The organism is Candidatus Merdisoma sp. JLR.KK011, from assembly GCF_036941125.1.
GTDB lineage: Bacteria > Bacillota > Clostridia > Lachnospirales > Lachnospiraceae > Laedolimicola.
This window is the reverse complement of sequence record NZ_JAYWSZ010000004.1, coordinates 841,071-866,494: the sequence shown is the minus strand read 5'-3', so window position 1 is coordinate 866,494 and position 25,424 is coordinate 841,071. Positions and strand designations below refer to the sequence as shown.

The 25,424-nt window shown below is 49.8% G+C and carries 22 protein-coding genes and 1 other annotated feature; of the genes, 19 read left to right on the top strand and 3 right to left on the bottom strand.

All coding sequences use genetic code 11. The annotated features are described in order from the left end of the window. Nucleotides 1–20: 20 nt before the first annotated feature. Both VV089_RS18025 and VV089_RS18020 read right to left on the bottom strand, forming a co-directional pair. Entirely contained in the window at nucleotides 21–896 is an 876-nt protein-coding gene (locus VV089_RS18025; RefSeq protein WP_334336880.1) for a branched-chain amino acid ABC transporter permease, read from the bottom strand. 50 nt (nucleotides 897–946) lie between these two features. Next, nucleotides 947–1,705, bottom strand: a complete 759-nt coding sequence (locus VV089_RS18020) for an SDR family oxidoreductase (RefSeq protein WP_334336879.1) — start codon at nucleotides 1,703–1,705, stop codon at nucleotides 947–949. Between the two features lie 387 nt (nucleotides 1,706–2,092). Between VV089_RS18020 and VV089_RS18015 the strand changes: the two genes are divergently transcribed. The 5 genes from VV089_RS18015 (at nucleotide 2,093) to VV089_RS17995 (ending at nucleotide 8,513) form a co-directional block, all read left to right on the top strand. After that, complete coding sequence (locus tag VV089_RS18015; RefSeq protein WP_334336878.1) at nucleotides 2,093–3,709, top strand: class I adenylate-forming enzyme family protein; 1,617 nt, start codon at nucleotides 2,093–2,095, stop codon at nucleotides 3,707–3,709. Nucleotides 3,710–3,747: 38 nt separating this feature from the next. Then, nucleotides 3,748–5,334: an acyl CoA:acetate/3-ketoacid CoA transferase gene (locus tag VV089_RS18010; protein ID WP_334336877.1), complete on the top strand. Its 1,587-nt coding sequence runs from the start codon at nucleotides 3,748–3,750 to the stop codon at nucleotides 5,332–5,334. Between the two features lie 14 nt (nucleotides 5,335–5,348). Then, nucleotides 5,349–6,092, top strand: coding sequence for a 3-oxoacyl-ACP reductase FabG (gene fabG, locus VV089_RS18005; RefSeq protein WP_334336876.1), 744 nt, complete (start codon nucleotides 5,349–5,351; stop codon nucleotides 6,090–6,092). Next, nucleotides 6,089–7,267, top strand: coding sequence for a thiolase family protein (locus VV089_RS18000; RefSeq protein ID WP_334336875.1), 1,179 nt, complete (start codon nucleotides 6,089–6,091; stop codon nucleotides 7,265–7,267). Before fabG ends, VV089_RS18000 begins: the two co-directional genes overlap by 4 nt. A 103-nt stretch (nucleotides 7,268–7,370) precedes the next feature. Continuing rightward, nucleotides 7,371–8,513: a glycerate kinase family protein gene (locus VV089_RS17995; protein WP_334336874.1), complete on the top strand. Its 1,143-nt coding sequence runs from the start codon at nucleotides 7,371–7,373 to the stop codon at nucleotides 8,511–8,513. Nucleotides 8,514–8,570: 57 nt separating this feature from the next. Here the strand turns inward: VV089_RS17995 and VV089_RS17990 are convergent, their stop codons facing one another. Beyond that, a complete protein-coding gene (locus VV089_RS17990) occupies nucleotides 8,571–8,858 on the bottom strand; it encodes a helix-turn-helix domain-containing protein (protein WP_334336873.1) in 288 nt (95 codons plus the stop codon). 304 nt (nucleotides 8,859–9,162) lie between these two features. Between VV089_RS17990 and VV089_RS17985 the strand changes: the two genes are divergently transcribed. The 14 genes from VV089_RS17985 to VV089_RS17920 all read left to right on the top strand — a co-directional run bounded on the left by VV089_RS17985 (nucleotide 9,163) and on the right by VV089_RS17920 (nucleotide 25,128). Next, nucleotides 9,163–13,218 carry an efflux RND transporter permease subunit gene (locus VV089_RS17985; protein ID WP_334336872.1) on the top strand — a complete coding sequence of 1,352 codons (4,056 nt, stop codon included), beginning with the start codon at nucleotides 9,163–9,165 and terminating at the stop codon, nucleotides 13,216–13,218. 1 nt (nucleotide 13,219) lies between these two features. After that, a complete protein-coding gene (locus VV089_RS17980; protein ID WP_334336871.1) occupies nucleotides 13,220–13,825 on the top strand; it encodes a TetR/AcrR family transcriptional regulator in 606 nt (201 codons plus the stop codon). 41 nt (nucleotides 13,826–13,866) lie between these two features. Beyond that, nucleotides 13,867–14,090: a binding site (T-box leader), on the top strand. A gap of 141 nt (nucleotides 14,091–14,231) precedes the next feature. Continuing rightward, nucleotides 14,232–16,880, top strand: coding sequence for a valine--tRNA ligase (locus tag VV089_RS17975; protein WP_172544046.1), 2,649 nt, complete (start codon nucleotides 14,232–14,234; stop codon nucleotides 16,878–16,880). Nucleotides 16,881–16,882: 2 nt separating this feature from the next. Then, a complete protein-coding gene (locus VV089_RS17970; RefSeq protein ID WP_334336869.1) occupies nucleotides 16,883–18,208 on the top strand; it encodes a bifunctional folylpolyglutamate synthase/dihydrofolate synthase in 1,326 nt (441 codons plus the stop codon). Beyond that, nucleotides 18,201–18,350, top strand: coding sequence for a hypothetical protein (locus VV089_RS17965; protein ID WP_172544034.1), 150 nt, complete (start codon nucleotides 18,201–18,203; stop codon nucleotides 18,348–18,350). Before VV089_RS17970 ends, VV089_RS17965 begins: the two co-directional genes overlap by 8 nt. Nucleotides 18,351–18,366: 16 nt before the next feature. Continuing rightward, nucleotides 18,367–19,761, top strand: a complete 1,395-nt coding sequence (locus tag VV089_RS17960) for a tetratricopeptide repeat protein (protein WP_172544035.1) — start codon at nucleotides 18,367–18,369, stop codon at nucleotides 19,759–19,761. 169 nt (nucleotides 19,762–19,930) lie between these two features. After that, the gene (locus VV089_RS17955; RefSeq protein ID WP_172544036.1) at nucleotides 19,931–20,287 is read left to right on the top strand and encodes an anti-sigma factor antagonist; all 357 of its coding nucleotides are present in this window, start codon (nucleotides 19,931–19,933) and stop codon (nucleotides 20,285–20,287) included. Then, nucleotides 20,274–20,705, top strand: a complete 432-nt coding sequence (gene spoIIAB, locus VV089_RS17950; RefSeq protein ID WP_172544037.1) for an anti-sigma F factor — start codon at nucleotides 20,274–20,276, stop codon at nucleotides 20,703–20,705. Before VV089_RS17955 ends, spoIIAB begins: the two co-directional genes overlap by 14 nt. A gap of 3 nt (nucleotides 20,706–20,708) precedes the next feature. After that, complete coding sequence (locus VV089_RS17945; protein ID WP_334336868.1) at nucleotides 20,709–21,422, top strand: SigF/SigG family RNA polymerase sporulation sigma factor; 714 nt, start codon at nucleotides 20,709–20,711, stop codon at nucleotides 21,420–21,422. Between the two features lie 186 nt (nucleotides 21,423–21,608). Further along, complete coding sequence (locus tag VV089_RS17940; protein ID WP_172544039.1) at nucleotides 21,609–21,773, top strand: hypothetical protein; 165 nt, start codon at nucleotides 21,609–21,611, stop codon at nucleotides 21,771–21,773. Continuing rightward, entirely contained in the window at nucleotides 21,770–22,414 is a 645-nt protein-coding gene (locus tag VV089_RS17935; RefSeq protein WP_334336867.1) for a stage V sporulation protein AA, read from the top strand. Before VV089_RS17940 ends, VV089_RS17935 begins: the two co-directional genes overlap by 4 nt. Before the next feature lie 18 nt (nucleotides 22,415–22,432). Continuing rightward, nucleotides 22,433–22,843, top strand: a complete 411-nt coding sequence (locus VV089_RS17930) for a stage V sporulation protein AB (RefSeq protein WP_334336866.1) — start codon at nucleotides 22,433–22,435, stop codon at nucleotides 22,841–22,843. Between the two features lie 86 nt (nucleotides 22,844–22,929). Beyond that, nucleotides 22,930–23,397, top strand: a complete 468-nt coding sequence (locus VV089_RS17925) for a SpoVA/SpoVAEb family sporulation membrane protein (protein ID WP_334336865.1) — start codon at nucleotides 22,930–22,932, stop codon at nucleotides 23,395–23,397. A gap of 267 nt (nucleotides 23,398–23,664) precedes the next feature. Continuing rightward, nucleotides 23,665–25,128, top strand: coding sequence for an RNA-binding domain-containing protein (locus VV089_RS17920; protein ID WP_334336864.1), 1,464 nt, complete (start codon nucleotides 23,665–23,667; stop codon nucleotides 25,126–25,128). The last annotated feature ends 296 nt before the right edge of the window (nucleotides 25,129–25,424 follow it).

Here is a 25,424-nt window from a genome sequence, read left to right as displayed (position 1 = left end):
TTTCCTCCATTTTCGTGTTCTTAACCTCTTTTTCTTTTGATGTTAAGGTTTTCTTTGATTACGAGAATCAGTATAAAGACTACAAATACAAGGGTATCCTTGAATGCCGCGCCTACGATTGTGGAACCTACGGTCTCTAGGATTCCCAGGACAAAGCCTCCGGAAAATGCGCCCCAGACATTGCCCAGGCCGCCCATAGTTACTACAATAAAAGACCTGGTTCCGTATACGTTTCCGACCGAAGGGTATACGTAGTAAAAGGACATAAGACATGCTCCTGCAATGCCGGCAATGGCGGCTCCGATTCCGTAAGTGCAGGTATAGATGGATTTTGTTTTGATTCCCGTTACCTGGGCTCCGGTGGGGTTCTGCGAGGTTGCGCGTATCTGCTTGCCAAGCTTCGTATGCTTCAGCATCAGGAAAATGAAAACCGTTGCCAGGCAGAGAAGAAGAAAGCTTACAAATCTGGGCAGGCTGATATTCATTCCAAATACTTTCATAACCTGATTGGAGAAAATACTTTCCACGGTTCTGTAGTTGGATGAAAAAAGAAGCAGCGCCGTGTTTGTCAGAAAAATTCCCAGACAACAGGTTAAAAAGAGCACGTTCTGGTCTCCGTCCTCCTTAATGGAACGGTTGATAAGAAGCGATTGAAGCATTGCGCCGAAGGCAAACATGATGAGAGCCACCAAAGGGATGGCGAGAAAGGGATCCAGATTGAGATAGGTATAGAGCAGATAGGTAACGTACATACTGACCATAACAATCTCGCCCTGGCAGAAATTTGTGATTTTCATAACTCCGAAGATCATGTTCAGACTCATCCCCACCATAGCGTAGATTCCTCCGATCATGATGCCGTTAACAAGCGCCTGTACTAAAATTCCAACATCCATTTTTTCCCTCCTATTAAAAGTCGCTGCGCGACAGCGCTAAGCCGGACTTTTTATTTTCCAAGATATCCCCCGTCCACGGGGATCACGGCTCCTGTTATATAGGATGCCGCATCGGATGCCAATAATAGGGAGATTCCCTGTAAGTCCTCTCCGGTTCCCCATCTTCCTGCCGGGATGCGCTGGGTGATTTGCTCATATTGGGACGGGTTCGTGGTTTTGATTGTTTCTGTCAATGAGGTTTTCATATATCCTGGGGCTATGGCGTTCACAAGAACGCCTCTTTTTGCCCATTCATTGGATAATGCTTTTGTCAGCTGTGCGATGCCTCCCTTAGAAGCGCTGTAGGCCGGAATCTGCTCACTTCCGAAAAAGGAGGTCATGGAAGCGATGTTTATGATCCTTCCGCAGCCTTGCGCAAGCATATCTCTTCCGGCAAGCTGCGACATCCGAAAGGCTGCTGACAGATTTAACTTTAAGATTCTCTCCCACTGTTCATAGGGGAAGGTTTCGGCAGGGCAGCGGAACTGGGAACCGGCCCCGTTGACCAGAATGTCAATCCTTCCGCCAAGGATGCGCAGACATTCTGCATAAATTTCCGGAATACGTTCCGGTTCGGATAAATCTCCGATTACGGCGGCTGCCGTACGGTGGCGGGAGGCTATTTCCTTTGCGGCTTCTTCTGTTCTTGCAGAGCTGCCTACGATGACCACTTCGGCTCCTGCATCCAGGTATGCCTGTGCAATGCTTCTGCAAAGTCCCCTTCCGCCGCCGGTAACAACAGCCTTTTTTCCGGTTAAGCTAAGATTCATAAATTGTTTTCCTTTCTTTTTCCCGGATTTTCTGGAATTAATTAAGTAACCGTTTTCGTAAGAAGAGACTAACACCTTTTTGTACAAAAGTCAACAGTATATTTTTAAATAATGCCGAAAACAATATTTTTCTGCTATTTTTTACGATTTTCAACAGTGGAATTTGTGCATAATATACATATATAGGGGAAGGAGAGAACGAATCGGAAGGAACGAGATAAGAGAGTCAAACAAATCGCATAGTTGCTCCTGTGAAACTGGATTTTGTGTAAAATGTCTAATTTTTAAGGCTATAATTAGTAATTTTGCCAGTTGACTTTTTGCATTTCTGTAAATATGATAAAAATAATTAAGAAACCGTTTTCTTTAATGTAAGGAGGAACATATATGCACTCAGGAAACGATCTCTGGAATTTAACAGAGCAGAAGGCCTTAGATGTGCGTCATATTGCGGATTCGTCCGGTGAAAAGGAGATTTTATCGTATCCCCACAGCTTTCGCAGCATGTATGATATGCTGGTTCGCTCAGCCGAAAGGCAGGGGGACAAAGGGGCGATTGCAGACAATGAAAATCATATGCATACATACCGGCAGCTTCTTATGGATACGGATGTACTTGCGGATTACCTGGAGAATACCCTCGGCTTTCAGGCTCACAGCCGTGTAGGGCTGCTGCTGTATAACAGCTATGAATTCTGTGTTTCCATTTTTGCCTTATTTAAGCTGGGGCTGACAGCCGTGCCCATTCCCACCAAGTTCCGGGAGAGGGAGATCTGTTCTCTGATTGAAAAATCGGATGTAAAAGGAATTCTGTCGGATATTCATTTTGAACATGCAGTTGCGCCCTTTTCCGGGAAAGGCATTAAAATTATCTTTTCGGAGAATGCTGCCGGGGAATATGGCTTTTCCCATTTGAAAACCGGAAACAAGCTTTTTGCCGATACCAGGGCAGAGCTGTCGTCAGATGCGATTCTCATGTACACTTCGGGGACTACCGATCAAAGTAAAGGCGTAGTTCTTAAGAATTACAGTGTGATTCATGGGATCATGACCTATCAGAAGCTTCTGGGGATTACTGAGAAGGACAGCTCCGTTATTTCAATTCCTATTTATCATATTACGGGAATTGTTGCGCTTCTTGGGCTCTTTATTTATGCAGGGGGAACCCTCTATCTTCATAAAACCTTTGATGCCGGCCGGACTCTTGCCTGTGTACGTGATTTTTCAGTTACGTTTCTGCATGCGTCGCCTACGGTGTATTTGAAAATGTTAGATCTGCAGACTTCTTATCCGTCCCTTCCGTCTCTTCGGATGCTGGCCTGCGGCAGCAGCAATATGCCGCCTGCCAAGATCCGGAAGCTTCAGGAATGGCTTCCGCAGATGGAATTCGTCACTGTTTACGGACTTACGGAAACCTCTTCTCCCGGGACGATCTTTCCTGGAAATGCGGCGGCAAGCCCTTATATCGGCTCGTCGGGCCGTCCGATTCCGGGAACGGAGTTTCGCATTGTGAATGAGGATGGGGAAGAGCTGCCGGACGGCCAGGTGGGAGAAATTGCAATCCGGGGAACGGTAGTGCTGGACCGCTATGATAAAATCGAAACGCCGCTCTTAAAGGACGGATGGCTTAGAACCGGCGACCTGGGATATTTTAACGAGGAAGCTTATCTTTATATTGCAGGCAGAAAGAAGGATATGATCAACCGCGGCGGAGAAAAGATCTGCATATACGATGTGGAGAACGCACTGTGCAGGATGGAAGGCGTGGCGGATGCTGCAGTGGCAGGGATTCCGGACGAGATCTACGGAGAGACAGCGGCGGCAGCGGTAGTTTTGGAAAAAGGATATATGCTTGAGGAAACAGATATCCGGGCCTTCCTAAAGACGATGCTTGCCGGCTATAAGATACCGGCCCGGTTCCTGTTTTTGGAGAAGCTTCCGGTGACGCCGGGCGGAAAAACCGATCGGAAGGCGGTTAAAAAACGGTTCCTCCAAGAGAAGTAAGAAAGGAGATCAGACGGCGGCAGCCGTCTGCAGATACTATGAGAAAACCTGTATTTATCACTGGCCGGGAGGCTGCGGAAATGATCCGGGACGACTGCACGGTTGCAACGATCGGCATGACACTGGTATCAGCTTCCGAAACAATCTTAAAAGCAATAGAAAGCCGGTTTCTTGAAACAGGACATCCGTCCCGGCTGACTCTGGTTCATTCCTGCGGACAGAGCGATCGGGATCGGGGAATTCAGCATTTTGCCCACGAAGGAATGCTTCGCCGCATTATCGGAGGGCACTGGGGGCTTCAGCCCCGGATGATGGAGCTGATAGCGGATAACAAGATTCTTGCTTACAATCTTCCCCAGGGACAGTTTGCCCAGCTTTACCGGAGCATGGCGGGGGGAGAGCCTGGAAAGATTACGAAGGTAGGTCTTGGAACCTTTGTGGATCCCAGGCAGGACGGGGGAAAGATGAACGAAATCACAAAGGATGCCCCGGACATTGTGGATCTGGTTCAGATAGACGGCGAAGAATATATGCGTTATAAGCCGATTCCTCTTGATTACTGTATCATCCGGGGAACCTGCGTAGACGAGCTTGGCAACCTTACAACGGATGAGGAAGCCATGCAGCTGGAAGTGCTTCCGGCGGTTCTGGCCTGCCAAAAATACGGAGGGAAGGTCATTGCGCAGGCAAAATACAAGGTTCGCTCCGGATCTCTTCACTGTAAGCAGGTTACGGTTCCCGGCGTTTTCATTGACGCGGTGGTGATGTGTCCGGATCCGGAGGAGGATCACAGGCAGACCCACAGCTTTGCTTTTGATCCAGCTTATTGCGGGAACGTGAAGACGCCCGTTTCTTCCCTGGAAGAGCTGCCTATGAGCCTGCGCAAAGCAATCGGCCGCCGGGCGCTCATGGAGCTTAAGGAAAATGATATTTTAAATGTGGGTACGGGAATTCCCAATGATGTGATCGGCCCGATTCTTGCAGAGGAAGGAGCTTCAGAGGAGGTAACCATTACCGTGGAATCGGGAATCTATGGGGGAATTCCCATGGGAGGCGTTGATTTTGGCATTGCCAAAAATCAGTATGCGCTGCTGCGGCATGACGATCAGTTTGATTTTTACAACGGAGCAGGGGTTGACGTAACCTTTATGGGCGCAGGAGAAATGGATGCGTCCGGCAATGTGAATGCTACCAGGCTGGGCTCCACGCCTACCGGTGCGGGAGGCTTCATTGACATTACCACCAATGCAAAGCATGTGGTTTTCTGCTCTTCCTTTACGGCAAAAGGGCTTGTATGCTCCTTTGAGGGCGGCCGCCTTCACATCCGGCAGGAGGGCTCTGTGATTAAATTTGTAAAGAAGGTGAAGCAGATTTCCTACAACGGGGAGATTGCCCGGAAAAAAGGCCAGAGGATGCATTATGTAACGGAACGGGCCGTGTTTGAGCTCCGCCCGGAGGGACTTACATTGACGGAAATTGCCCCGGGGATTGACTTGAGAACACAGGTGCTGGATTTGATGGAATTTGAGCCTCTGGTGAGCCCGGATCTAAGGCTGATGAATCCGGATATTTTTAAGGAGTCCGGGACTTTTGGCCTGAAAAATATATTGAACACAAATGAATAAGGAGGTTGTTGAAGATGCGTTTGGAGAATAAAACAGCAATTGTAACAGGAGCGGGCCGTGGCCTTGGAAGAGGGATTGCAAAGAAGCTGGCCAGAGAGGGCGCCCGGGTAGTTGTGGCAGATATGGCAGATACGGATGAGACGGTTGCGGAGATAATCGAAGCAGGAGGCGCTGCATCGGGATTCCAGGTAAATGTGTCCAGGCAGGAAGAGGTGCAGGCATTGATCCAGTATGCGGTAGATACTTACGGCGGTCTTGATATTATGGTAAATAACGCCGGTATTAACCGGGACGGTATGCTTCACAAGATGCCGGTAGAAAATTGGAATGTGGTAATTGATGTGGATTTGACGGGTACTTTTTATGGAACCCAGGAGGCCCTTAAGGTAATGAGAGCCCAGGAGAGGGGCAGGATTATCAACATTTCCTCCGGAAGCTGGCTTGGCAATATCGGGCAGGCGAATTATGCTGCGGCAAAAGCCGGAGTGGTGGGGCTGACGAAGACAGCGGCAAGAGAAAATGCCCGTAAAGGCATTACCTGCAATGCGATTTGCCCCGGATTTATCGAGACGGATATGACACTTAAGCTAAAGGAAGTCAATGACGGCGCAGCCTGGGACAGCATGATGCAGAGAATTCCCATGGGCTGTGCGGGAAAGCCGGAGGATGTGGGAAACCTGGTTGCTTTTCTGGCATCGGATGAGGCCGCTTATATCACGTCAGAGGTAATTAATGTAGGAGGAGGGATGATTGTATGAAGGATGTAGTAATCGTAAGCGGCGTCCGCCTTCCAGTGGGAAGCTACGGCGGAAGTTTAAAAGATGTATCGGCCATTGACATGGGAGCCATGGTCGTAAAAGAGGCGGTAAAGCGCGCCGGAATCCAGCCTTCGGATGTAGACGAGGTTGTGATCGGACAGGTAGGAGAGATAGCGGAAAACGGATTTATTGCAAGGGCGGTGAGCCTTAAGGCAGGGATGCCGAAGGAGTCTACGGCTTATTCCGTAAACCGCCAGTGCGGCTCCGGGCTGCAGGCAATTGCGGAGGCAGTGATGGAGATTCAGACCGGACAGGCAGAGGTGGTCGTGGCAGGGGGCGCAGAGAATATCTCACAGCTTCCCTACTATGTAAAGGATGCCCGTTGGGGCGCAAGGATGGGGCACAAGAGCTTTGAGGACGGGGTGATTGACATTCTGACCTGGCCCTTAGACGGCAATCATAACGGGGTGACGGCGGAAAATGTGGCAGAGAAATATCATGTGACAAGGGAAGAGCAGGATCAGTTTGCCCTGGAAAGCCATCAGAAGGCCTGCGCCGCTATCAAGGCCGGGAAGTTTAAGGAAGAGATTCTTCCGGTAGAGCTGAAAGACCGGAAGGGCAATGTCACGGTATTTGATACGGACGAAGGCCCCAGGGACGGTCAGACCATAGAGAAGCTGGCAAAGCTTCGCCCGTGTTTTGTAAAGGACGGCACGGTGACGGCAGGAAACTCCTCCAGCTTAAATGACGGCGCGGCTGCCGTGGTGGTGATGTCGGCAGAGAAGGCAAAGGAGCTGGGGGTAACGCCGAAGCTTAAGATAGAAGGCTTTGCAGCGGCAGGCTTTGACGCGGAGCTTATGGGGTATTCCCCGAAGTTTTCCAGTGAGAAGCTTGCAGACAGGCTTGGGCTGAATCTGAAAGAGATTGATATGTTTGAGATCAATGAGGCCTTTGCCAGCCAGGCTTATGCAGTGAGCCGGGATCTGGGGCTTGACAAGAATAAGGTGAATATCTATGGAGGCGGAATTTCCATCGGTCATCCTATCGGGGCAACCGGGGCGATACTGACTGTGAAAGTATTGTATGAATTATTGCGGACGGATAAAAAAGATGCTATGATCAGTATGTGCATCGGAGGGGGACAGGGGATCTCTATGTACTTTACAAAATGTTAGACAGGCCATTGCAGGCAGTAAGCAGGGCGGACGTCTGATGCGTCCGCCTGATTTGCTGACAGCGGCCGGGAGACGGAGCCGGAAGGGAGAATATAAAACAGGTATGAGAGTTGTAATTGCGATTGATTCACTAAAGGGAAGTCTTTCTTCCTTAGAAGCAGGCAGTACCATAGCAGAGGGCATCAAAAAAGTATACCCGGATGCGGAGATCCGGATAAGCCCCCTGGCCGACGGCGGCGAAGGGACGGCGGAGGCTCTGACCTCAGGGCTTAAAGGAACCTGGCAGAGCTTAAGCGTGACGGGGCCTCTGGGAGAACCGCAGCCAGCCTCTTACGGCATTCTCCCCGATGGAAAGACGGCTGTCCTGGAGATGGCTTCGGCGGCAGGAATTACGCTGGTAGAGCCGGAAAAGCGCAATCCCATGAAAACAACAACTTACGGCGTGGGAGAGATGATCCGGGATGCCGTCGAAAAAGGATGCCGCCATTTCATTGTCGGAATCGGCGGAAGCGCGACCAACGACGGCGGAATCGGAATGCTGCAGGCGCTGGGATTCGAGATGCTGGACAAAGAAGGAAATCAGGTGCCCTTCGGAGGGGAAGGCCTTTCGGTACTCCATAAAATCAAAGCGGAGCATGTCATGGAGGAACTGAAGGAATGCATCTTCCGCATTGCCTGCGACGTGACGAATCCCCTCTGCGGCCCCATAGGGGCCAGCGCCGTGTACGGCCCTCAGAAGGGAGCGGACGCAGAGATGGTTACGAAGCTGGACGGCCTCCTGGGCCGCTGCGCATTTTTGGCAAAGGAGCTGAACCCGGAAGCGGATCCGGAAGCGCCGGGAACCGGTGCGGCGGGAGGGCTTGGCTTTGCCTTTCTGACCTTTACCAATGCAGTCTTGGAGTCGGGAATCCGGATTGTTATGGAAGAAACGCATCTGGAAGAGCTTGTTCAGGATGCAGACCTGGTCGTAACCGGGGAGGGCTGCCTGGACGGGCAGACGGTGCAGGGAAAGGCCCCTGTGGGAGTGGCCGGGCTTGCGAAGAAATATGGAAAGCCGGTAATCGCATTTTCGGGAATTGTCAAAAAGGACGCCTCTGCCTGCAACGAGGCAGGAATCGACGCCTTCTTCCCGATTCTGCGCAGAGTAACGACCTTAGAGGAAGCCATGAAGCCGGAGAATGCAAGAGAGAACCTCCTGGAGACAAGCGAGCAGGTGTTCCGGCTGGTGAAAACAGTTTGGGGATAAAAGAAAGTATTAAGAAATGGAGATGTGACTGCAAAAGCTCACATCTCCATTTGGTTTCTAAAGAATGGGTTTTGAAGGGGTTACGGTTAAACGTAAGCCAAGGTGCTGAAATATAGTAAGAAGTGTACCAAGATTAGGAGTGGTTTTACAGGATTCGATACGGGCGACCGAAGACTGCGGAATTCCACACATGGAAGCAAGCTCCCTTTGGGTGAGTCCCATAGAAGTGCGCTGCTTAACCATAGCGCTGACAATGGCAGAAATTTCTTCTGCTTCATCTATATCTTTGGCAGCTTCAGGATCTGCAGCTTTGACGTGTTTTTTATAATCATCCCAGGTCTTCATAATTTGTGAGTCTCCTTTCTGGCAATATAGTCAGCACGTTCTGCTTTGGGGATGATAGCATAAATGCTATCAAAAATCAAGCAAAGCAAATAATAATCTCTGCTTGCTATTTACCAAGCAAATAATAATTAATATATTCAAAAGGAAGGAAACATTTAAAATTTTGACAATCCACACCCAAAAGAGGTAAGATATCTTCGAAAATTTTTATACTTTTCAACTTGACACGGCCCGGAGGTGACTTTTATAATAGAACAGAACCGACTGGTCGGTCGGAAAATGAGGAGACAGGAGACGAGACAAAATGATATCCAGGTACAGTGTAAAGAGACCGTATACCGTATTTGTGGCAGTGGTTCTTGTGATTGTATTGGGCGTAGTGTCCTTTACAAAGATGACCACAGACTTGCTGCCCAGCATGAATCTGCCCTATGCGATTGTTATGACCACCTATGCAGGCGCAAGCCCCGAGACGGTGGAGAGCATCATAACAAGGCCGGTAGAACAGTCCATGGCCACAGTAAGCAATATTGAGAATGTAAGCTCTATTTCCGCAGAGAACTATTCCCTGGTGGTTCTGGAATTTTCCCAAACCGCCAATATGGATTCCGTCACCATTGAGATGCGCGAGAATCTGGATCAGTTAAAAGCCATGTGGGATAATGATTCTATCGGAAGCCCCATTATTATGAAGCTGAATCCGGATATGATGCCGGTTATGGTGGCCGCTGTGGGAAAAGAGGGACTGTCCCACACAGAAGTGACAAAGCTCACAGAAGATTTGATTATCCCGGAGCTTGAAAGCCTGGAGGGAGTGGCCTCCGTGAATGCCTCCGGCCTTATTGAAGAAAATGTCCAGGTGGTGATCCGCCAGGAAAAGATAGACGCCATCAACGAGCAGGTTTTCGGGTACGTTGAGAGTGAATTTGAGGATGCTGAGAAAGAGATAGCAGACGGCAAGAAGGAGCTTGTGGACGGCCAGAAGGAACTAAACGACGGCCAGCTTGAGCTCAATGACAGCATTGCCGAGCTGCAGGAGAACCAGGCAGATCTGGCGGAGAATAAGGAAGAACTGGAAGACGGCCTTGATGAAATCCGGGACGGAATCGATACCCTGGACAGTAAAAAGACAGAGACCGCAGCCCAGCTTGCCGCAGCTCAGACAGCCATCAACGAAGGGAAGGCGGAGATAACAAAAAATCTTGCGGCGATCCAGGTGCGGCTGAATGAATATGAGACAGCAAAAGCAACGGCAGAGGGGCTTGGAAAGCTTTCGGAGGGATTACATACGCTTTTGGCAGCCGCAGAAAAGGCAGAAGAAGATGCCGTGGCAGCAGGAGCGCCGGCAGGCTCCGGGGCGGCAGATCTGGCAGTGCAGGCGGGAATGGAAGCGATACTGGGTTCCGCCGCAGGCACGCCCTTTGCAGATCTGCTGAAGGATGTGAAAGATTACGCTTCCTTACAGATTGCAGTGGGAGCGGTAGAAGCGCAGAAGCAGGAAGCAGACGCTGCGCTTGCGGCAATCCCCCAGGCAGAGATCGATCAGCTTACGGCGGCAAAGAAGGAGCTGGAAGCTGCCGACGCCCAGTTAAGCGAGAAGCTCACTGAAGTAAATATGGGTGAAATGATAGCAGCCATCGAAATGGGCAGCGCCTCCGCCACCTTAAACATCACCAAATCCCAGCTCAAATCCGCCAAGGAGCAGCTGGAATCCGCAGAGGAGCAGCTTACCGATGCCTGGGATCAGATAAGCGACGCCCAGGAGCAGCTAAACGACGCACGAAAGCAGTTAAACGAAGGCTGGGATTCCATCAAGGAGGGCGAGGAGGATCTGGCAGAGGCCAAGGAAGACGCGCTGCTCAACGCAGACATGACGGATATCCTCACGGTAGAGATGGTGGAAAACCTTTTGGCAGCTCAGAACTTTTCCATGCCGGCAGGCTATGTGACGGAAGAGGGCATTGAATATCTCGTTCGCGTAGGCGAAAAAGTGGATGATGTAGAAAGCCTTCAGAACATGGTGCTCATTGACATGGAAATGGACGGAGTTGATACCATACATTTAAGTGACGTGGCAGACGTATTTATGACAGACAACTCCGACGAGGTCTATGCCAGCATCAACGGCCAGGCAGGCGTCATGCTGACCCTTCAGAAGCAGACCGGTTACTCCACGGGAGACGTATCCGACCGGATTAACAAACGGATAGCAGAGCTTCAGGAGGAAGATCCGGATCTATTGCTGCTTCCCCTGATGGATCAAGGTATTTACATTGATCTGGTAACGGATTCCGTATTTAACAATATGATTTCCGGAGCATTTCTGGCAATCTTAATCCTTTTGGTATTTTTGAAGAGCTTAAGACCGACCCTGGTCATTGCCTGTTCCATCCCCATCAGCGTGGTGGCGGCTGTGGTATGCATGTATTTCAGCGGCGTAACCCTGAACATCATATCCCTGTCCGGCCTGGCCCTTGGAATCGGTATGCTGGTAGATAACTCTATTGTCGTGATTGAAAATATTTACCGTCTCAGAAATGAGGGGCTCAGTGCGTCGGAAGCAGCCATCCAGGGGGCGAAGGAAGTGGTGGGGGCCATTGCGGCTTCCACGCTGACCACTGTCTGCGTATTCCTGCCTATCGTATTTACCGAGGGAATTACCAGGCAGCTCTTTGTGGATATGGGCCTTACCATTGCCTACTCCCTGGGTGCCAGCCTGGCGGTTGCGCTGACACTGGTGCCGGCTATGGGAGCCGGGCTTTTGAAAAGCGCCAAGGAAAAGAAGCCTTCCAGGCTCTTTGAGAGGATGATAGGAATTTATGAAAGCATGATCCGCCTTGCGCTGAGAAGGAGATTCATAGTGCTTGTTCTGGCAGTTGCCCTTCTGGTGCTGAGCGCAGTTCTGGAATTTGCAAAGGGAACGGCATTTATGCCGGAGATGGACAGCACCGAAATCAGTATGACGCTGACCATGCCGGAGGGAACGCCGCTGAAAGAAACGGCCGAGCAGGCAGACGAGCTGGAACGCCGGCTGCTGACCCTGGATGATGTGACAGAGGTGGGAGCCATGGCGGCCGCCGGAAGCAGCATGGGCCTGGTAAGCGGAGATACCTCCACCAATGAGGTTTCCCTCTACGGTCTGCTGAAAGAAGATAAGAAGCTGACAAACCAGGAATTGAAAAATGAGATCTTAAAGCTTACGGAGGACATGGAGGCCGAGATTGAAGTGTCCACCTCCAGTATGGATATGAGCGCTCTGGGAGGAAGCGGCATCAGCATCGTGATCAAAGGACGCGATCTGGATCGGCTGCAGGAGATTGCCGGGGACGTTGCAAAGCTTGTAGAAGAAGTGGAAGGAACCACAGATGTATCTGACGGCATGGAGGAAACCACAGGGGAGCTCCGCATCAAAGTGGATAAGGAAAAAGCGGCCCAGAAAGGGCTGACGACAGCGGGCGTATTTTCCGAGATAATGGAGAGGCTGTCGGATCCTGCCAGCGCAACAACCCTGTCTACAGATACGGAGGATTTCGACGTGCTTGTGGTGAACGGGGGAGATGTGGAGCTTACCAGAGAGACGGTGAAGGATCTGGTGCTGACCGTTACAAAGAAGGATAACACCAAGGAACACGTTCCCCTGGCAGATATTGCCGAGTTTTCACAGGCAGAAGGCCTGGAGACCATCCAGAGGGATGCCCAGTCCCGGTTTATCAACGTGACGGCTTCCGTCGACGACAACCATAACATCGGCCTGGTATCCGGCGAGGTAGAGAAAAAGCTTAAAAGCTACCAGCCTCCGGAAGGGTATACCATTGAGATGCAGGGAGAAAATGAGACAATCATGGAGTCTATGGTGGAGCTGGTAAAGATGCTCCTTCTTGCGCTTTTGTTTATGTATCTCATAATGGTAGCCCAGTTCCAGTCGCTGCTGTCGCCTTTTATCATTATGTTTACCGTGCCGCTGGCATTTACGGGAGGCCTTTTCGGACTGTACGTTGCAGGAAGTGAATTCAGCGTGATTGCCATGATTGGTTTTGTAATGCTCTCCGGTATCATCGTAAACAATGGAATTGTACTTATTGACTATACCAATCAGCTTATTGACCAGGGAATGACGAAGACCGAAGCCTTGGTGGAGGCGGGAAAAACCCGTATGCGGCCTATTTTGATGACAGCTCTCACAACGGTGCTGGGACTGTCCACCATGGGAGCCGGCGCAGGGATGGGGGCGGATATGGTTCAGCCAATGGCGGTTGTAACCATCGGCGGACTTTTGTATGGTACACTGCTGACCTTGTTTGTGATCCCCTGTATCTATTCGCTTCTGATCCGCCGGAAAGTCCGTGAGGAGGTGGAGTAGCATGAAGGAAACAAGGCCGAAGGTTCTGGCGCTGTACCGGGGCGTACTGGAGCTTCTGGATGAAGGCGCCGATGTGAATTCCATCAAAGTGTCTGACATTACCGCAAAGGCAGGAATCGGAAAAGGAACGGCTTACGACTATTTTAAAAGCCGGGAGGAGATTATCGCCTGTGCCCTTCTCTACGATGTGGAACAGAAGATTGAGGAAGAAAAAGAAGAACTGGATCGCCGTCAAGGCTTTTCAAAGAAGGTAATCTACGCCTTTGACTGGATGGAGCGGCGGTTCCGGGAGCAGAAGGTTTTTGCGCGGATTCTGCGGCTGACTACGGAAGGGAGCGGACTGAGCAGCACGATTCTGGAGGAGCTGCAGAAGCGCAAGAAGGCCGGCTGCGGCCCCTTAAAGGTTCTGATGGAAATGTGCCGGGAAGGAAAGAGCCAGGGAGAGATCCGGCAGGATATTCCCGCTTCTGCGGCCTGTATCGCATCCGTGGCAAATATGGCGGCTTTTGTCATGTATCTGGAGAAAAGCGAGCAGATGCCCGAGCTTGATATGGGCTGGATGAAAGAATTTCTCTGTAAAGGACTGTTGAATCAGTTAACGGCTTGACAAAGAGAAAAAAGCCTGCTATGTTAGAAATTGCCAAACAGAAAAAGGCTTGGAAAAAGAGGGTACACAGAGATCACATCTGCCAGAGAGAGGGAGCCGCAGGCTGAAAGCTCCTTTCAGAACAGTGGCTGTGGAGGTAGCTTTGGAGCCGGAGCGGTGAAGGAGGAGTAGCTGTTCACGCCTGACCAGCGTTAAGAGGTCTTAGAGATGTATGCGGGAAACCGCATATAAGACAGGTGGTACCGCGTTAATTGACGCCCTTTCAGATAATGAAAGGGCGTTTATTTTTTGCAGGCTGGCAATGAGCCGGGCAGCCTGAAGGAGGAAGCCCGTGAGCGAAATGAAGCGAAGCAAACTTGAGCGTGCCCGGCGGACAACCGGAACTTCAAAAGGAGGAATTTCACAAATGAAAGAATTAGCAAAAACTTACGATCCCAAAGGCATGGAGGATCGCATCTATGAAAAATGGCTGGAAAAGAAGTATTTCCATGCAGAGCCCGACAAGAGCAAAAAACCCTTCACCATCGTAATTCCGCCCCCAAACGTAACCGGACGGCTTCACATGGGACATGCCCTGGATGAAACCATGCAGGATATTCTGATCCGCTATAAGAGAATGCAGGGCTACAACGCCCTCTGGATCCCGGGAACGGATCACGCTTCTATCTCCACAGAGGTGAAGGTGACCAATCAGCTGAAGGAAGAAGGCATCGACAAAAAGGAACTGGGAAGAGAGGGCTTCCTGAAAAGAGCCTGGCAGTGGAAGGAAGAGTACGGCGGAGCCATCATCAACCAGCTGAAGAAGCTGGGCTCCTCCTGCGACTGGGATCGGGAGCGCTTTACCATGGATGAGGGCTGCTCTGAGGCCGTACTGGAGGTATTTATCCGCCTTTATGAAAAGGGTTATATCTACAAGGGCTCCCGGATTATCAACTGGTGTCCCGTATGTAAGACCTCCATCTCCGACGCAGAGGTGCTGCATGAGGAACAGGCGGGCCATTTCTGGCATATTAACTATCCCATCAAGGACAGCGATCGCTTTGTGGAGATAGCCACCACACGTCCGGAAACCATGCTGGGCGATACGGCTCTGGCCGTGAATCCGGAGGACGAGCGTTACCAGGATATCATCGGGAAGACCGTGATTCTTCCCCTTGTGGGACGGGAGATACCCGTGATTGCCGATGCTTATGTGGACAAGGAGTTCGGAACCGGCGTGGTAAAGATTACCCCGGCCCATGACCCCAACGACTTCGAGGTAGGCAGACGCCATAACCTGCCGGAGATCAATATATTAAACGACGACGCCACTATCAATGAGAACGGCGGAAAGTATGCCGGCATGGACCGCTATGAGGCCCGTAAACTGATTGTGGAGGAGCTCAAGGAGCAGGGCCTTCTGGTAAAGACAGCGGATCACTCCCACAACGTAGGAACCCATGACCGCTGCAAAACCACGGTGGAGCCCCTTATCAAGCAGCAGTGGTTTGTAAAAATGGAGGAGCTGGCGAAGCCTGCCATCGAGGCGGTGAAGAACGGCGAACTGACCTTTGTTCCGGAGCGCTTTGACAAGACGTACCTTCACTGGCTGGAGAATATCCGCGACTGGTGCATCTCCCGGCAGCTCTGGTGGGGACACCGGATTCCGGCCTACTACTGCGACGACTGCGGCGAGCTGATCGTGGCCCGTGAAGAGCCCTCTGTCTGCCCGAAATGCGGCGGTAAGCATTTTACACAGGATCCGGATACCCTGGATACCTGGTTTTCCTCTGCCCTGTGGCCTTTCTCTACCCTGGGATGGCCGAAGCAGACCGAGGATCTGGATTATTTTTATCCAACGGATGTGCTGGTAACAGGCTATGACATTATCTTCTTCTGGGTAATCCGGATGGTATTCTCCGGTTATGAGCAGACAGGGAAATCTCCCTTCCATCATGTGCTGATTCACGGGCTGGTACGGGATTCCCTGGGAAGAAAGATGAGCAAATCCCTTGGAAACGGCATCGATCCACTGGAGATTATCGACAAATACGGCGCCGACGCTCTCCGCTTCACCCTGGTGACAGGCAATGCGCCGGGCAATGACATGCGTTTCTACATGGAGAGGGTGGAAGCAAGCCGGAACTTTGCGAATAAGGTGTGGAATGCCTCACGGTTCATTATGATGAATATGGAGAAGGCTGAGATCCCGGATGCTATGGAGCTGGAGCAGCTTACCAGTGCGGATAAATGGATTCTCTCGAAGGTCAATACCCTGGCAAAGGACGTCACTGCCAACATGGACAAGTTTGAACTGGGGATTGCCGTACAGAAGCTCTATGATTTTATCTGGGAGGAATTCTGCGACTGGTATATTGAGATGGTGAAGCCCCGTCTTTACCAGGAGGAGGATAAGACCAAGGCGGCGGCCCTGTGGACTCTGCGGAAGGTTCTTGTCAGCGCACTAAAGCTTCTGCATCCTTATATGCCCTTTATTACAGAGGAGATTTTCTGCAATCTCACGGGAGAAGAATCGATTATGATCTCCTCCTGGCCGGAGTATAAAGAGGAGTGGGCCTTTGAAGGGGACGAGCTGGCGGTAGAGCGGATCAAGGAAGCTGTCCGGGGCATCCGGAACGTGCGCTCCGAGATGAATGTTCCCCCCAGCAGAAAGGCTTCGGTGATTGTGGTTTCTGAGAAGGAAGAGGTGCAAAGCATCTTTGAAACGGGCCGTATTTTCTTTGCTACTCTTGCTTATGCAGGAGAGGTCGTGATCCAGGCGGATAAGACGGGAATCAGCGAGGATGCGGTTTCTGCCCTGATTACAGACGGAGCCGTTTACATGCCTTTCTCCGACCTGGTAGATATGGAGAAGGAGCTGGAGCGGCTTAAGAAAGAGGAGGAACGGCTTGCGAAGGAGCTGGCCCGTGTAAACGGAATGCTTGGCAATGAGAAGTTCATAAGCCGGGCGCCCAAGAGCAAGATTGACGAGGAAAAGGAAAAGCTGAAGAAATACAGTCAGATGATGGAGCAGGTAAAGGAACGTCTGGCGTCTTTTTCCAGGGAAGAAGGATAAAGATGGAAAGCAGAAAGACATACGAAAGCATGACTTATGAGGAAGCGGCTGCATATATAGAGGAGACGCCGAAATTTACAAAGAAGAATACCTTGGACAATACGAAGGCCATTCTGCGGCATCTGGGAGATCCCCAGGAGCGCATGAAGATTCTTCATGTGGCGGGAACCAACGGGAAGGGGTCTGTCTGCTCTTTTCTGGCTTCTATGCTGCATGCGGCGGGAAAGCATACGGGACTGTTTATTTCGCCCCATCTGGTGGAGGTGAACGAGCGTTTTGTGATAGACGAGGCGCAGGTGGATAATGACAGATTCCTTGAGGCCTTTCGCAGGGTGATGGGCTGTGTGGAGCAGATTCAGAAGGAAGGCTATGCCCATCCCACTTATTTTGAGATTCTCTTTCTCATCGGTATGGTGCTTTTTGAAAAGGCGGGAGTGGAATATCTGGTGCTGGAAACGGGATTGGGGGGCAGACTGGACGCCACCAATTCGGTGGCGCATCCTCTGGTAACGGTTATTACTTCTATCAGCCTGGATCACACGGAGTATCTGGGAGATACGGTGGAAGCCATTGCCGGGGAAAAGGCAGGAATTATCAAGGAGCGGGTGCCCGTTATTTTCGATGGGGAAAATCAAAAGGCGGCGGCTGTGATTCAGAGGCGGGCAGAGAAATTGCACTGTCCGTCCTTTGGAATCTCGGGAGAAATGCTAAAAATTTCCTCTATGACAAATAAAGATATTGATTTTTCCATAAATTCTGGGTATTATGATTATATTGAGCTTTCTATATCCAGCGTAGCGGAATATCAGGTGAAGAATGCGGCCTTGGCCGTGACAGCCTTGAAGGTGATGGATACAGAGGGCGCATTTACAGATGAAGTGATAAAACAGGGAATCGCCCGTATGAGATGGCAGGGGAGAATGGAGACCGTGCTTCCGGGGGTGATTATCGACGGGGCCCACAATGAGGCCGGCGTGGAGGAGTTCGTGAGAACGGCAAAGCGTCTGGAAGGAGATGAGCCGGTCACCCTGTTATTTGCCGCGGTGGGAGACAAGGATTACCGCCATATGATAGAAAAGATCTGCCGGGAACTGCGCACGGACCAGGTGATTGTCACAGAGGTAGGAGGATACCGGGCCGTGGATGCGAAGGAGCCGGCGGCGCTTTTTAAAGAGTACGGAAGCGCCCGGATAACAGTGTGCCCGGATGTGGAGGAGGCATTTTCCACAGCCCTTGCCAAAAAAGGCGGCGGAATCTTATTCTGTGTGGGTTCTCTGTATCTGGTGGGAAGTATTAAAAGTATCTTAAGGAGGACGGCACATGATTGATTTTGAGGAAGAATTGAAGCGGTTTCACCCCAGCCTGGAAGTAGAACAGGTAGAGGAGAATGTCTATAATAATAAGCCCAGAGATATGGCCGATCTTCTCCAGGAGATGATTAAGGAAATGAAAGGCAGCAACCGATATTAGAAAGTGGGATTAAAGAATGCTTTGTGTAAAATGTGGAGCCACTTTGCAGGATCCGGAATATTGCAGTGCGTGCGGCACGGATATTAAGATCTACCAGAAGCTTATCCGCCTGTCCAACACCTATTACAACATGGGTCTGGAAAAGGCCAGGGTGCGGAACCTTTCCGGCGCAGTCCAGGATCTGAAGAACAGCTTAAAATTAAATAAAGAGCATATTTCTGCAAGAAATCTTCTGGGGCTTATTTACTATGAGACCGGAGAGGTTGTATCTGCCTTGACGGAGTGGATTATCAGCAAGAACCTGGAGCCTAACAAGAATATTGCGGATGAATACATCCGGGCAATCCAGAACAATCCGGCCCGTCTGGAGACTATCAATCAGACAATTAAAAAGTACAACCAGTCTCTGCTGTACTGTCAGCAGGGAAGCGATGATCTGGCAGTCATTCAGTTAAAGAAGGTTCTCTCTCTGAATCCAAAGCTGGTAAAAGCACATCAGTTACTGGCGCTTCTCTATATTCAGTCTGAGGAGTATGACAGGGCCGGAAGGGAGCTTCAGCGGGCTCTTGCCATAGATAAGACCGACAATCTGTCCCTGCGCTATCTGGAGGAGCTGGAGCAGCGGACGGGTGCGCCTGTGGGGAGCGGAAAGAAGCCGGAACGGGAAGGGAAGGAACGGGGAAAGAATCCCGATGTGATTTCCTACACCAGCGGCAACGAGACGATCATTATGCCATCCACCTATAAGGACAATACAGGTGTAAATGTGGTATTGAATCTTCTCATCGGCCTGGTGGTCGGCGTGGCGCTTATGTGGTTCCTGGTGGTTCCGGCTAAGCTTCGGGCAGTCCGCAGCGAGACGAACCAGGAGATTGTGGAATACGGAGATCAGATCTCCGCCAAGCAGGCAGAGATCAACAATCTGCAGAAGAAGATAGAGGAACTGGAAAGCCAGCAGGTGGAGGAAGAGGAAAAGCCGGATATCAGCGTTCACTATGAGAAGCTGATCGAGGCTTATGCAGCTGTCCAGGCGGAAGATGACGAGGCGGCCCTTGCCGCTCTCGACGAAGTGGATTCCAGCCAGCTTTCCGAGACAGCTAAGGCTCTGTACAGCCAGATCTACGGCCCCCTTCATATGGAAGAGGTAAAGGCATTGTTTGATGCAGGTTCTGCGGCTTATACGTCAGGAAACCATGATGAAGTCATAGACAAGATGGAGCAGGTAGTTGCCGTAGAGGAAGATTATGAGGACGGCTACGCAATGTATTACCTGGCCCGCGCTTACGAGGCGAAGCAGGAGAATGCAAAGGCCCTGCCGCTGTTCCAACGGTTCGCGGAGACGCATCCGGGAACAGAAAGAGCGCGGTACTGTAACCAGGCCATTGCCCGGCTGCAGCAGGCACAGCAGTAAAAACAGACGAAAGAGGAACCCTGGAGAAAGGGACATACCGGAAGGTATGTCCCTTTTTGACGAGTATATTTTTATAACAGCTTACAGACGCGTATTTTGCGGCTGGAAATTGATTTGATACCCGCGTACTTTGAAGGATATTACGGAACTGGAATAGGAGGATGCAGGAATGAGCAGCAGCATAGAAGCATGGGGAGAACAGAAGATAAAGGATAAAACCTTGTGGATATCCGTACCGAGAGAACTGGATCATCACAGCGCAGAGCGGATCTGCCGGGAGGCGGACACGCTGGTGCGGCAGAAAGACATCCGGGAGATTGTATTTGATTTTTCAGATACGGTTTTCTGCGACAGCTCCGGGATCGGGATGCTGATGGGACGGTATAAAATGATGAAAGCCCTGGGGGGCGATGTCCGGGCGGTACAGGTTCGGGAAAGGGTAGGAAAGATTCTGATGCTTTCCGGCGTTATGAAGATTATTCCGGTGGAAAAGAAGCAGGGGGGAATGCAGGATGAAAAGGAATGAGATGAAGATAGAATTTGACAGCATTTCGGACAACGAGGCATTTGCCAGGGTGACGGTAGCGGCTTTTATGGCGCAGATGAACCCCAGCATGGAGGAAGTGGCAGACGTAAAAACGGCCGTCTCGGAGGCGGTCACAAATGCGATCATTCATGGATACGAAGGGAAAGTACATAAGGTTACCATTACCGGCGTGATTGAGGACGGATTTCTGTGCCTGGAGGTTGCAGACCAGGGAGTCGGAATCAAAGATGTGAAGAAGGCGATGGAGCCTTTGTATACCTCGCGTCCGGAGCTGGAGCGTTCCGGTATGGGATTTTTGTTTATGGAGGCCTTTATGGATGAGGTTCAAGTCTCTTCCAAACCGGGGGAAGGAACGGTTGTCGCCATGAAGAAGAAGATCGGGCAGCATGGAGAATGATATATGGCTCGCACAGAGGAACTGATTCGACGGTCACGGGAAGGAGATAAAGAGGCAAGAGAGACACTGATTGAGGAAAATATGGGATTGATTCATCATGTAGTAAAGCGCTTTCTGGGACGGGGCGTGGAGGCGGAGGATCTCTTTCAGATCGGAGCCATCGGGCTGGTTAAGGCGGTAGACCGTTTTGACTTAAGCTTTGACGTCCGGTTTTCCACCTATGCGGTTCCTATGATTGCAGGTGAGATCAAGCGCTTTCTCCGGGATGACAGCATGATAAAAATAAGCCGTTCTTTGAAGGAGCTGGCCATCCGGGCGGCCAGGCTGCGGGAAGAGCTTTTGATGGAGCGCGGCGAGGAGCCGGGAGTGGAGGAGCTGGCGGAGCGTCTGGGGGTAGAGCCGGAGGAACTGGTACAAGCCATGGACGGGAGCGCTGAAGTAGAGTCTCTTCAGAAAATTGTATACCAGGGAGACGGAGAGGGCCTAAGCCTGATGGACAAGGTGGATCAGGGGAAGGATGAGGAGGAGACACTACTTCGCCAGCTTCTTCTGGAGCAGCTTTTAAGCTCCTTAGAGCCCAAGGAGCGCCGCCTGATTGTGCTGCGCTTTTTCCACGACCGCACGCAGACGCAGGTGGCGGAAGAGCTCGGCATGTCGCAGGTTCAAGTATCGAGGCTGGAAAAGAAAATTTTACAGGCGTTAAAAAAACGGATGTAAGACAGCGCATAATAAGAAATTCCGAGGACATAATAAAGCATTATGGATATTACGGAACTGGAAAACAGTAATATCCTTTACAATGCACAAATCGATTTACAGACACAAGTTTTTTGTGGCTGTAAATTGATTTCATACCCGTGTATTGTGAAGGATATTACGGAACTGGAATAGGAGGCAGATATTATGGATCGGACAAAGTACAGGGTATGGCTGATCTCTGTTGTGCTTGCAGCTGCAATCTTCGGAATTTTTTATTATGTGTATACAGGAAACCAGGAAAAGACGATTACCGACGGCACTTTGGTTTACAGGCAGGAATGGACGCCTAAGGAGGAAGCCGCTGCATGAGCGAGATTCTTTACGTGAAGTTTGAGAAAAACACCCGAACCTATAACCGGACGGTGACTTTAGGCGAAGCGGGAGAAATGCAGTGCGCGGATACGGCCATTGTAAACCGGCTGAAAACAGAGAAGCTGCACACCTTCGAGCATGTGAGAAAAGGCCGGCACACTTGCGCAGACCGCAAAGTATTTTCCATTCTGGAGGTAGTAGAGAAGATTCACAAGGTTTATCCCAATCTGGAAATCCAGAATATGGGAGAACAGGATTTTATCGTGGAGTACTCGACCAAGCCGAAAGAACAGCCGGCCGTGACTTTTATTAAGGTGGCCCTGGTATGCCTTATCTGCTTTTTCGGATCGGCGTTTTCCATTATGGCCTTTAACAACGACGTGTCCACGGTGGATATGTTCGGGCAGTTTTACACGCTGATGACGGGACAGGAATCAGACGGCTTTACCATTCTGGAGCTGACTTATTCTCTGGGGCTTTCCGCCGGTATTATTGCATTTTTCAATCACATCGGGGGACGGCGCCTGAGCAAGGAGCCTACGCCCATCGAGGTAGAAATGCGGCTCTATGAGGATGACGTGAATACAACGCTTATCAATACGGCCAGCCGGAACGGGGCTCATAAAAATGAGCAGTAAGGGGGCGGCATCATGTGGATGAAACAGATTTTTATGGCAGCAGCAGGATTCAGCTGCGGCCTTGCCGTGGCAGGCGGACTGTTTGCTCTAATCATCGCCCTGGGACTGGTGGCGGAGTTTGCAGATCAAACCCATACGGCTAAGCACATTCTCCTGTATGAGGATGCGGTGGCAGCAGGAGGGATCCTGGGAAACCTGATGAGCGTGTATCGGTTTATTGTTCCGGCAGGGCCTGTGGGGGTGGGGATCTTCGGTCTTTTCAGCGGTGTGTTTGTGGGAGCCTGGGCTATGGCTCTGACGGAGATTGTGAACATCGTTCCCATTTTTACCAGGCGTATTGATATGCGAAGAGGGCTTGCCCTTGTGATTGCGGTTATGGCTCTTGGAAGGACGGCCGGCTCTCTGATTTTTTATTATTTCCGATGGTAGGTGATACCGGCAGAGAGCAAAGGGAATGAAGCGCTTGATGAAGGATCTATGAATGTGGGTTGGAAGAGAAAGGAAGCAGTATTGTTATGAAAGAATTTATTGAAGAAGAACAAAAACAGCAGTACAACGAATACGTAAAGCAGGTGACGCCTACCCACAGCCTGCCCATGCAGATGGCGAAGGCCTTTGTGACGGGAGGCATTATCTGCTGTCTGGGACAGGCTGTTTTGAATTATGCAGGCAGCCTGGGACTGGAGAAGGATGTTTCCGGAGCCTGGTGCTCCATGCTTCTGGTGCTTTTGAGTGTGGTTCTTACGGGTTTTAATATTTTCCCGGGAATTGCCAAATGGGGCGGCGCCGGGGCTTTGGTGCCCATAACCGGATTTGCCAACAGCGTGGCGGCGCCGGCTATTGAGTATCAGAAGGAGGGGCAGGTATTCGGAATCGGGTGTAAGATTTTTACCATCGCCGGGCCGGTGATACTCTATGGAGTGTTTACGAGCTGGCTGTTGGGGTTGATTTATTGGGTTTTGATGATGGCGGGAGTAATTTAAATTGACAGGGATGTGTTATACAAGAACTTGTATGGGCAGGCTGGCGGATGAAACATTCGTCAGCCTGCTTTTTATTGTGCTTTTGGCTTTTTTCGATTATAATATGAAAGGATAGAAGGATTGGTTATGTGGAGGAAGGATAATGGATTATTTGTTTTCTTATGTAGAAATTAGAACTTCATATGGAAATGCCCCGGTATGGTTTTAGAATTTATAAGACACTGATATTTAAATGTAGAATAATATGGATGGAGTTGATAGTATAAAATGATCACGGGCCAGCAGGATTATTACATTAGTCTGATAGAACGGTTGAGAAGGCTGCCAGCAGAAACAGAATGGTTGGAATACAAAAGCAATAATACAGCCCCCCAGATGATAGGAGAATATATTTCTGCTATAAGTAATTCTGCCGCTCTGGAGCGAAGAGAGAAAGGATATCTCTTATGGGGGATTGATGATACAACACATGAGATTTTAGGAACAGATTTTTGCCCGGGGACGGCGAAGAAGGGCAATCAGGAATTGGAGAATTGGCTTGCAGGCTTAAGTAATCCCAGATTGAATATTCAGTTTATCGAAGTAGAGGTGAAGGATAAAAGGGTAGTTATTCTGGAGATTCCCATGGCTTCAGTTAAACCTACGGCATTTGCGGGAGAGGAGTATATTAGGATTGGTTCTTATAAGAAAAAGTTAAAAGATTTTCCTGAAAAGGAACGGGCATTATGGCAGTCATTTGAAACAACACCATATGAGATGCGAACTGCCAAAGAGAATGTAACTGAGGAAGAAGTGACACGGCTGCTGGATTGTGCTGCTTATTATACGTTAATGAAACTTCCATTACCCAGTAATCGAAGTAGTATGATGCATAACATGAAGGATGAGGAATTCATTCGTGAGATGGATAACGGACAATATGCTATTACCAATATGGGGGCATTGCTGTTTGCGAAGGATTTGAACAAATTTTTACATTTAAAAAGAAAAGCTGTTCGAGTGATTCAGTATAAAGGAACAGGCAGGACAAATGCGATTCGTGAACAGGTTTTTACACAGGGATATGCGATCTGCTTTGACGAAATTTGCAGATATATAGATACCCTTATTCCGCAGGAGGAAGAGATTTATATTGGACTTCGCCAGATACACAGGATGTTCCCAGAGAAGGCAGTCCGTGAGATGCTTGGAAATATGATTATTCATCAGGATCTGACAATGCGTGGCACAGGGCCAATGATGGAGATTTTTGATGCCAGGGTAGAGGCTTCTAATCCGGGATACTTGTTGGTGGATGTGAATCGAATTATTGATACGGCTCCGCATTCCAGAAATGAGGCCATGGCGTCATTTTTGAGGATGATTCATATTTGTGAGGAGCGGGGAAGCGGATTTGACCGTATGGAGGAGGGGATGAGTGCCTTGAAGATACCGGCTCCTAAGGTTGAAACAGGAGATGATTTTGCTAGGACGAAATTATATTGGTATGCGAATCTTAATGAATGGACGAAAGAGGATAAAATCCGTACTTGTTATCTGGCGACTTGTTATTATTATGTAAATGAGATTCCGGTGGCAAATGCCGTGTTAAGGGAACGGTTTGGTGTTGATGAGAAAAATATGTCTATTGTGTCAAGAATTATCAAAGACACAATGAAAGCTGGATTCATAAAATTAGCTGATGAAAATGCTTCATTGAAAATGAGAAGATATATTCCATATTGGGCGTAGATTTTTATTTGATGTGTATTTGATAGATTCAATATAGAAATCGTAAAACGTTGGAATTTATAGTCCTTTCTAGTGCATTTTTTATTTGATGGGTATTTGATTGCTATTTTCGTGTATACAATAAGATTACGAAAGATATTAAAGTACCATTTTTGGATGGATGGCGGTTTTCGGGTTGATGATACGCCGGTTCACAGAGCGTTGAGGGAAGCGTTGGCGAACTGTATTATCAATACAGATTTTATGGAAAACAAGCGATAAAAACAAAAAATAATCAGGAGAAAATACGACTGTAT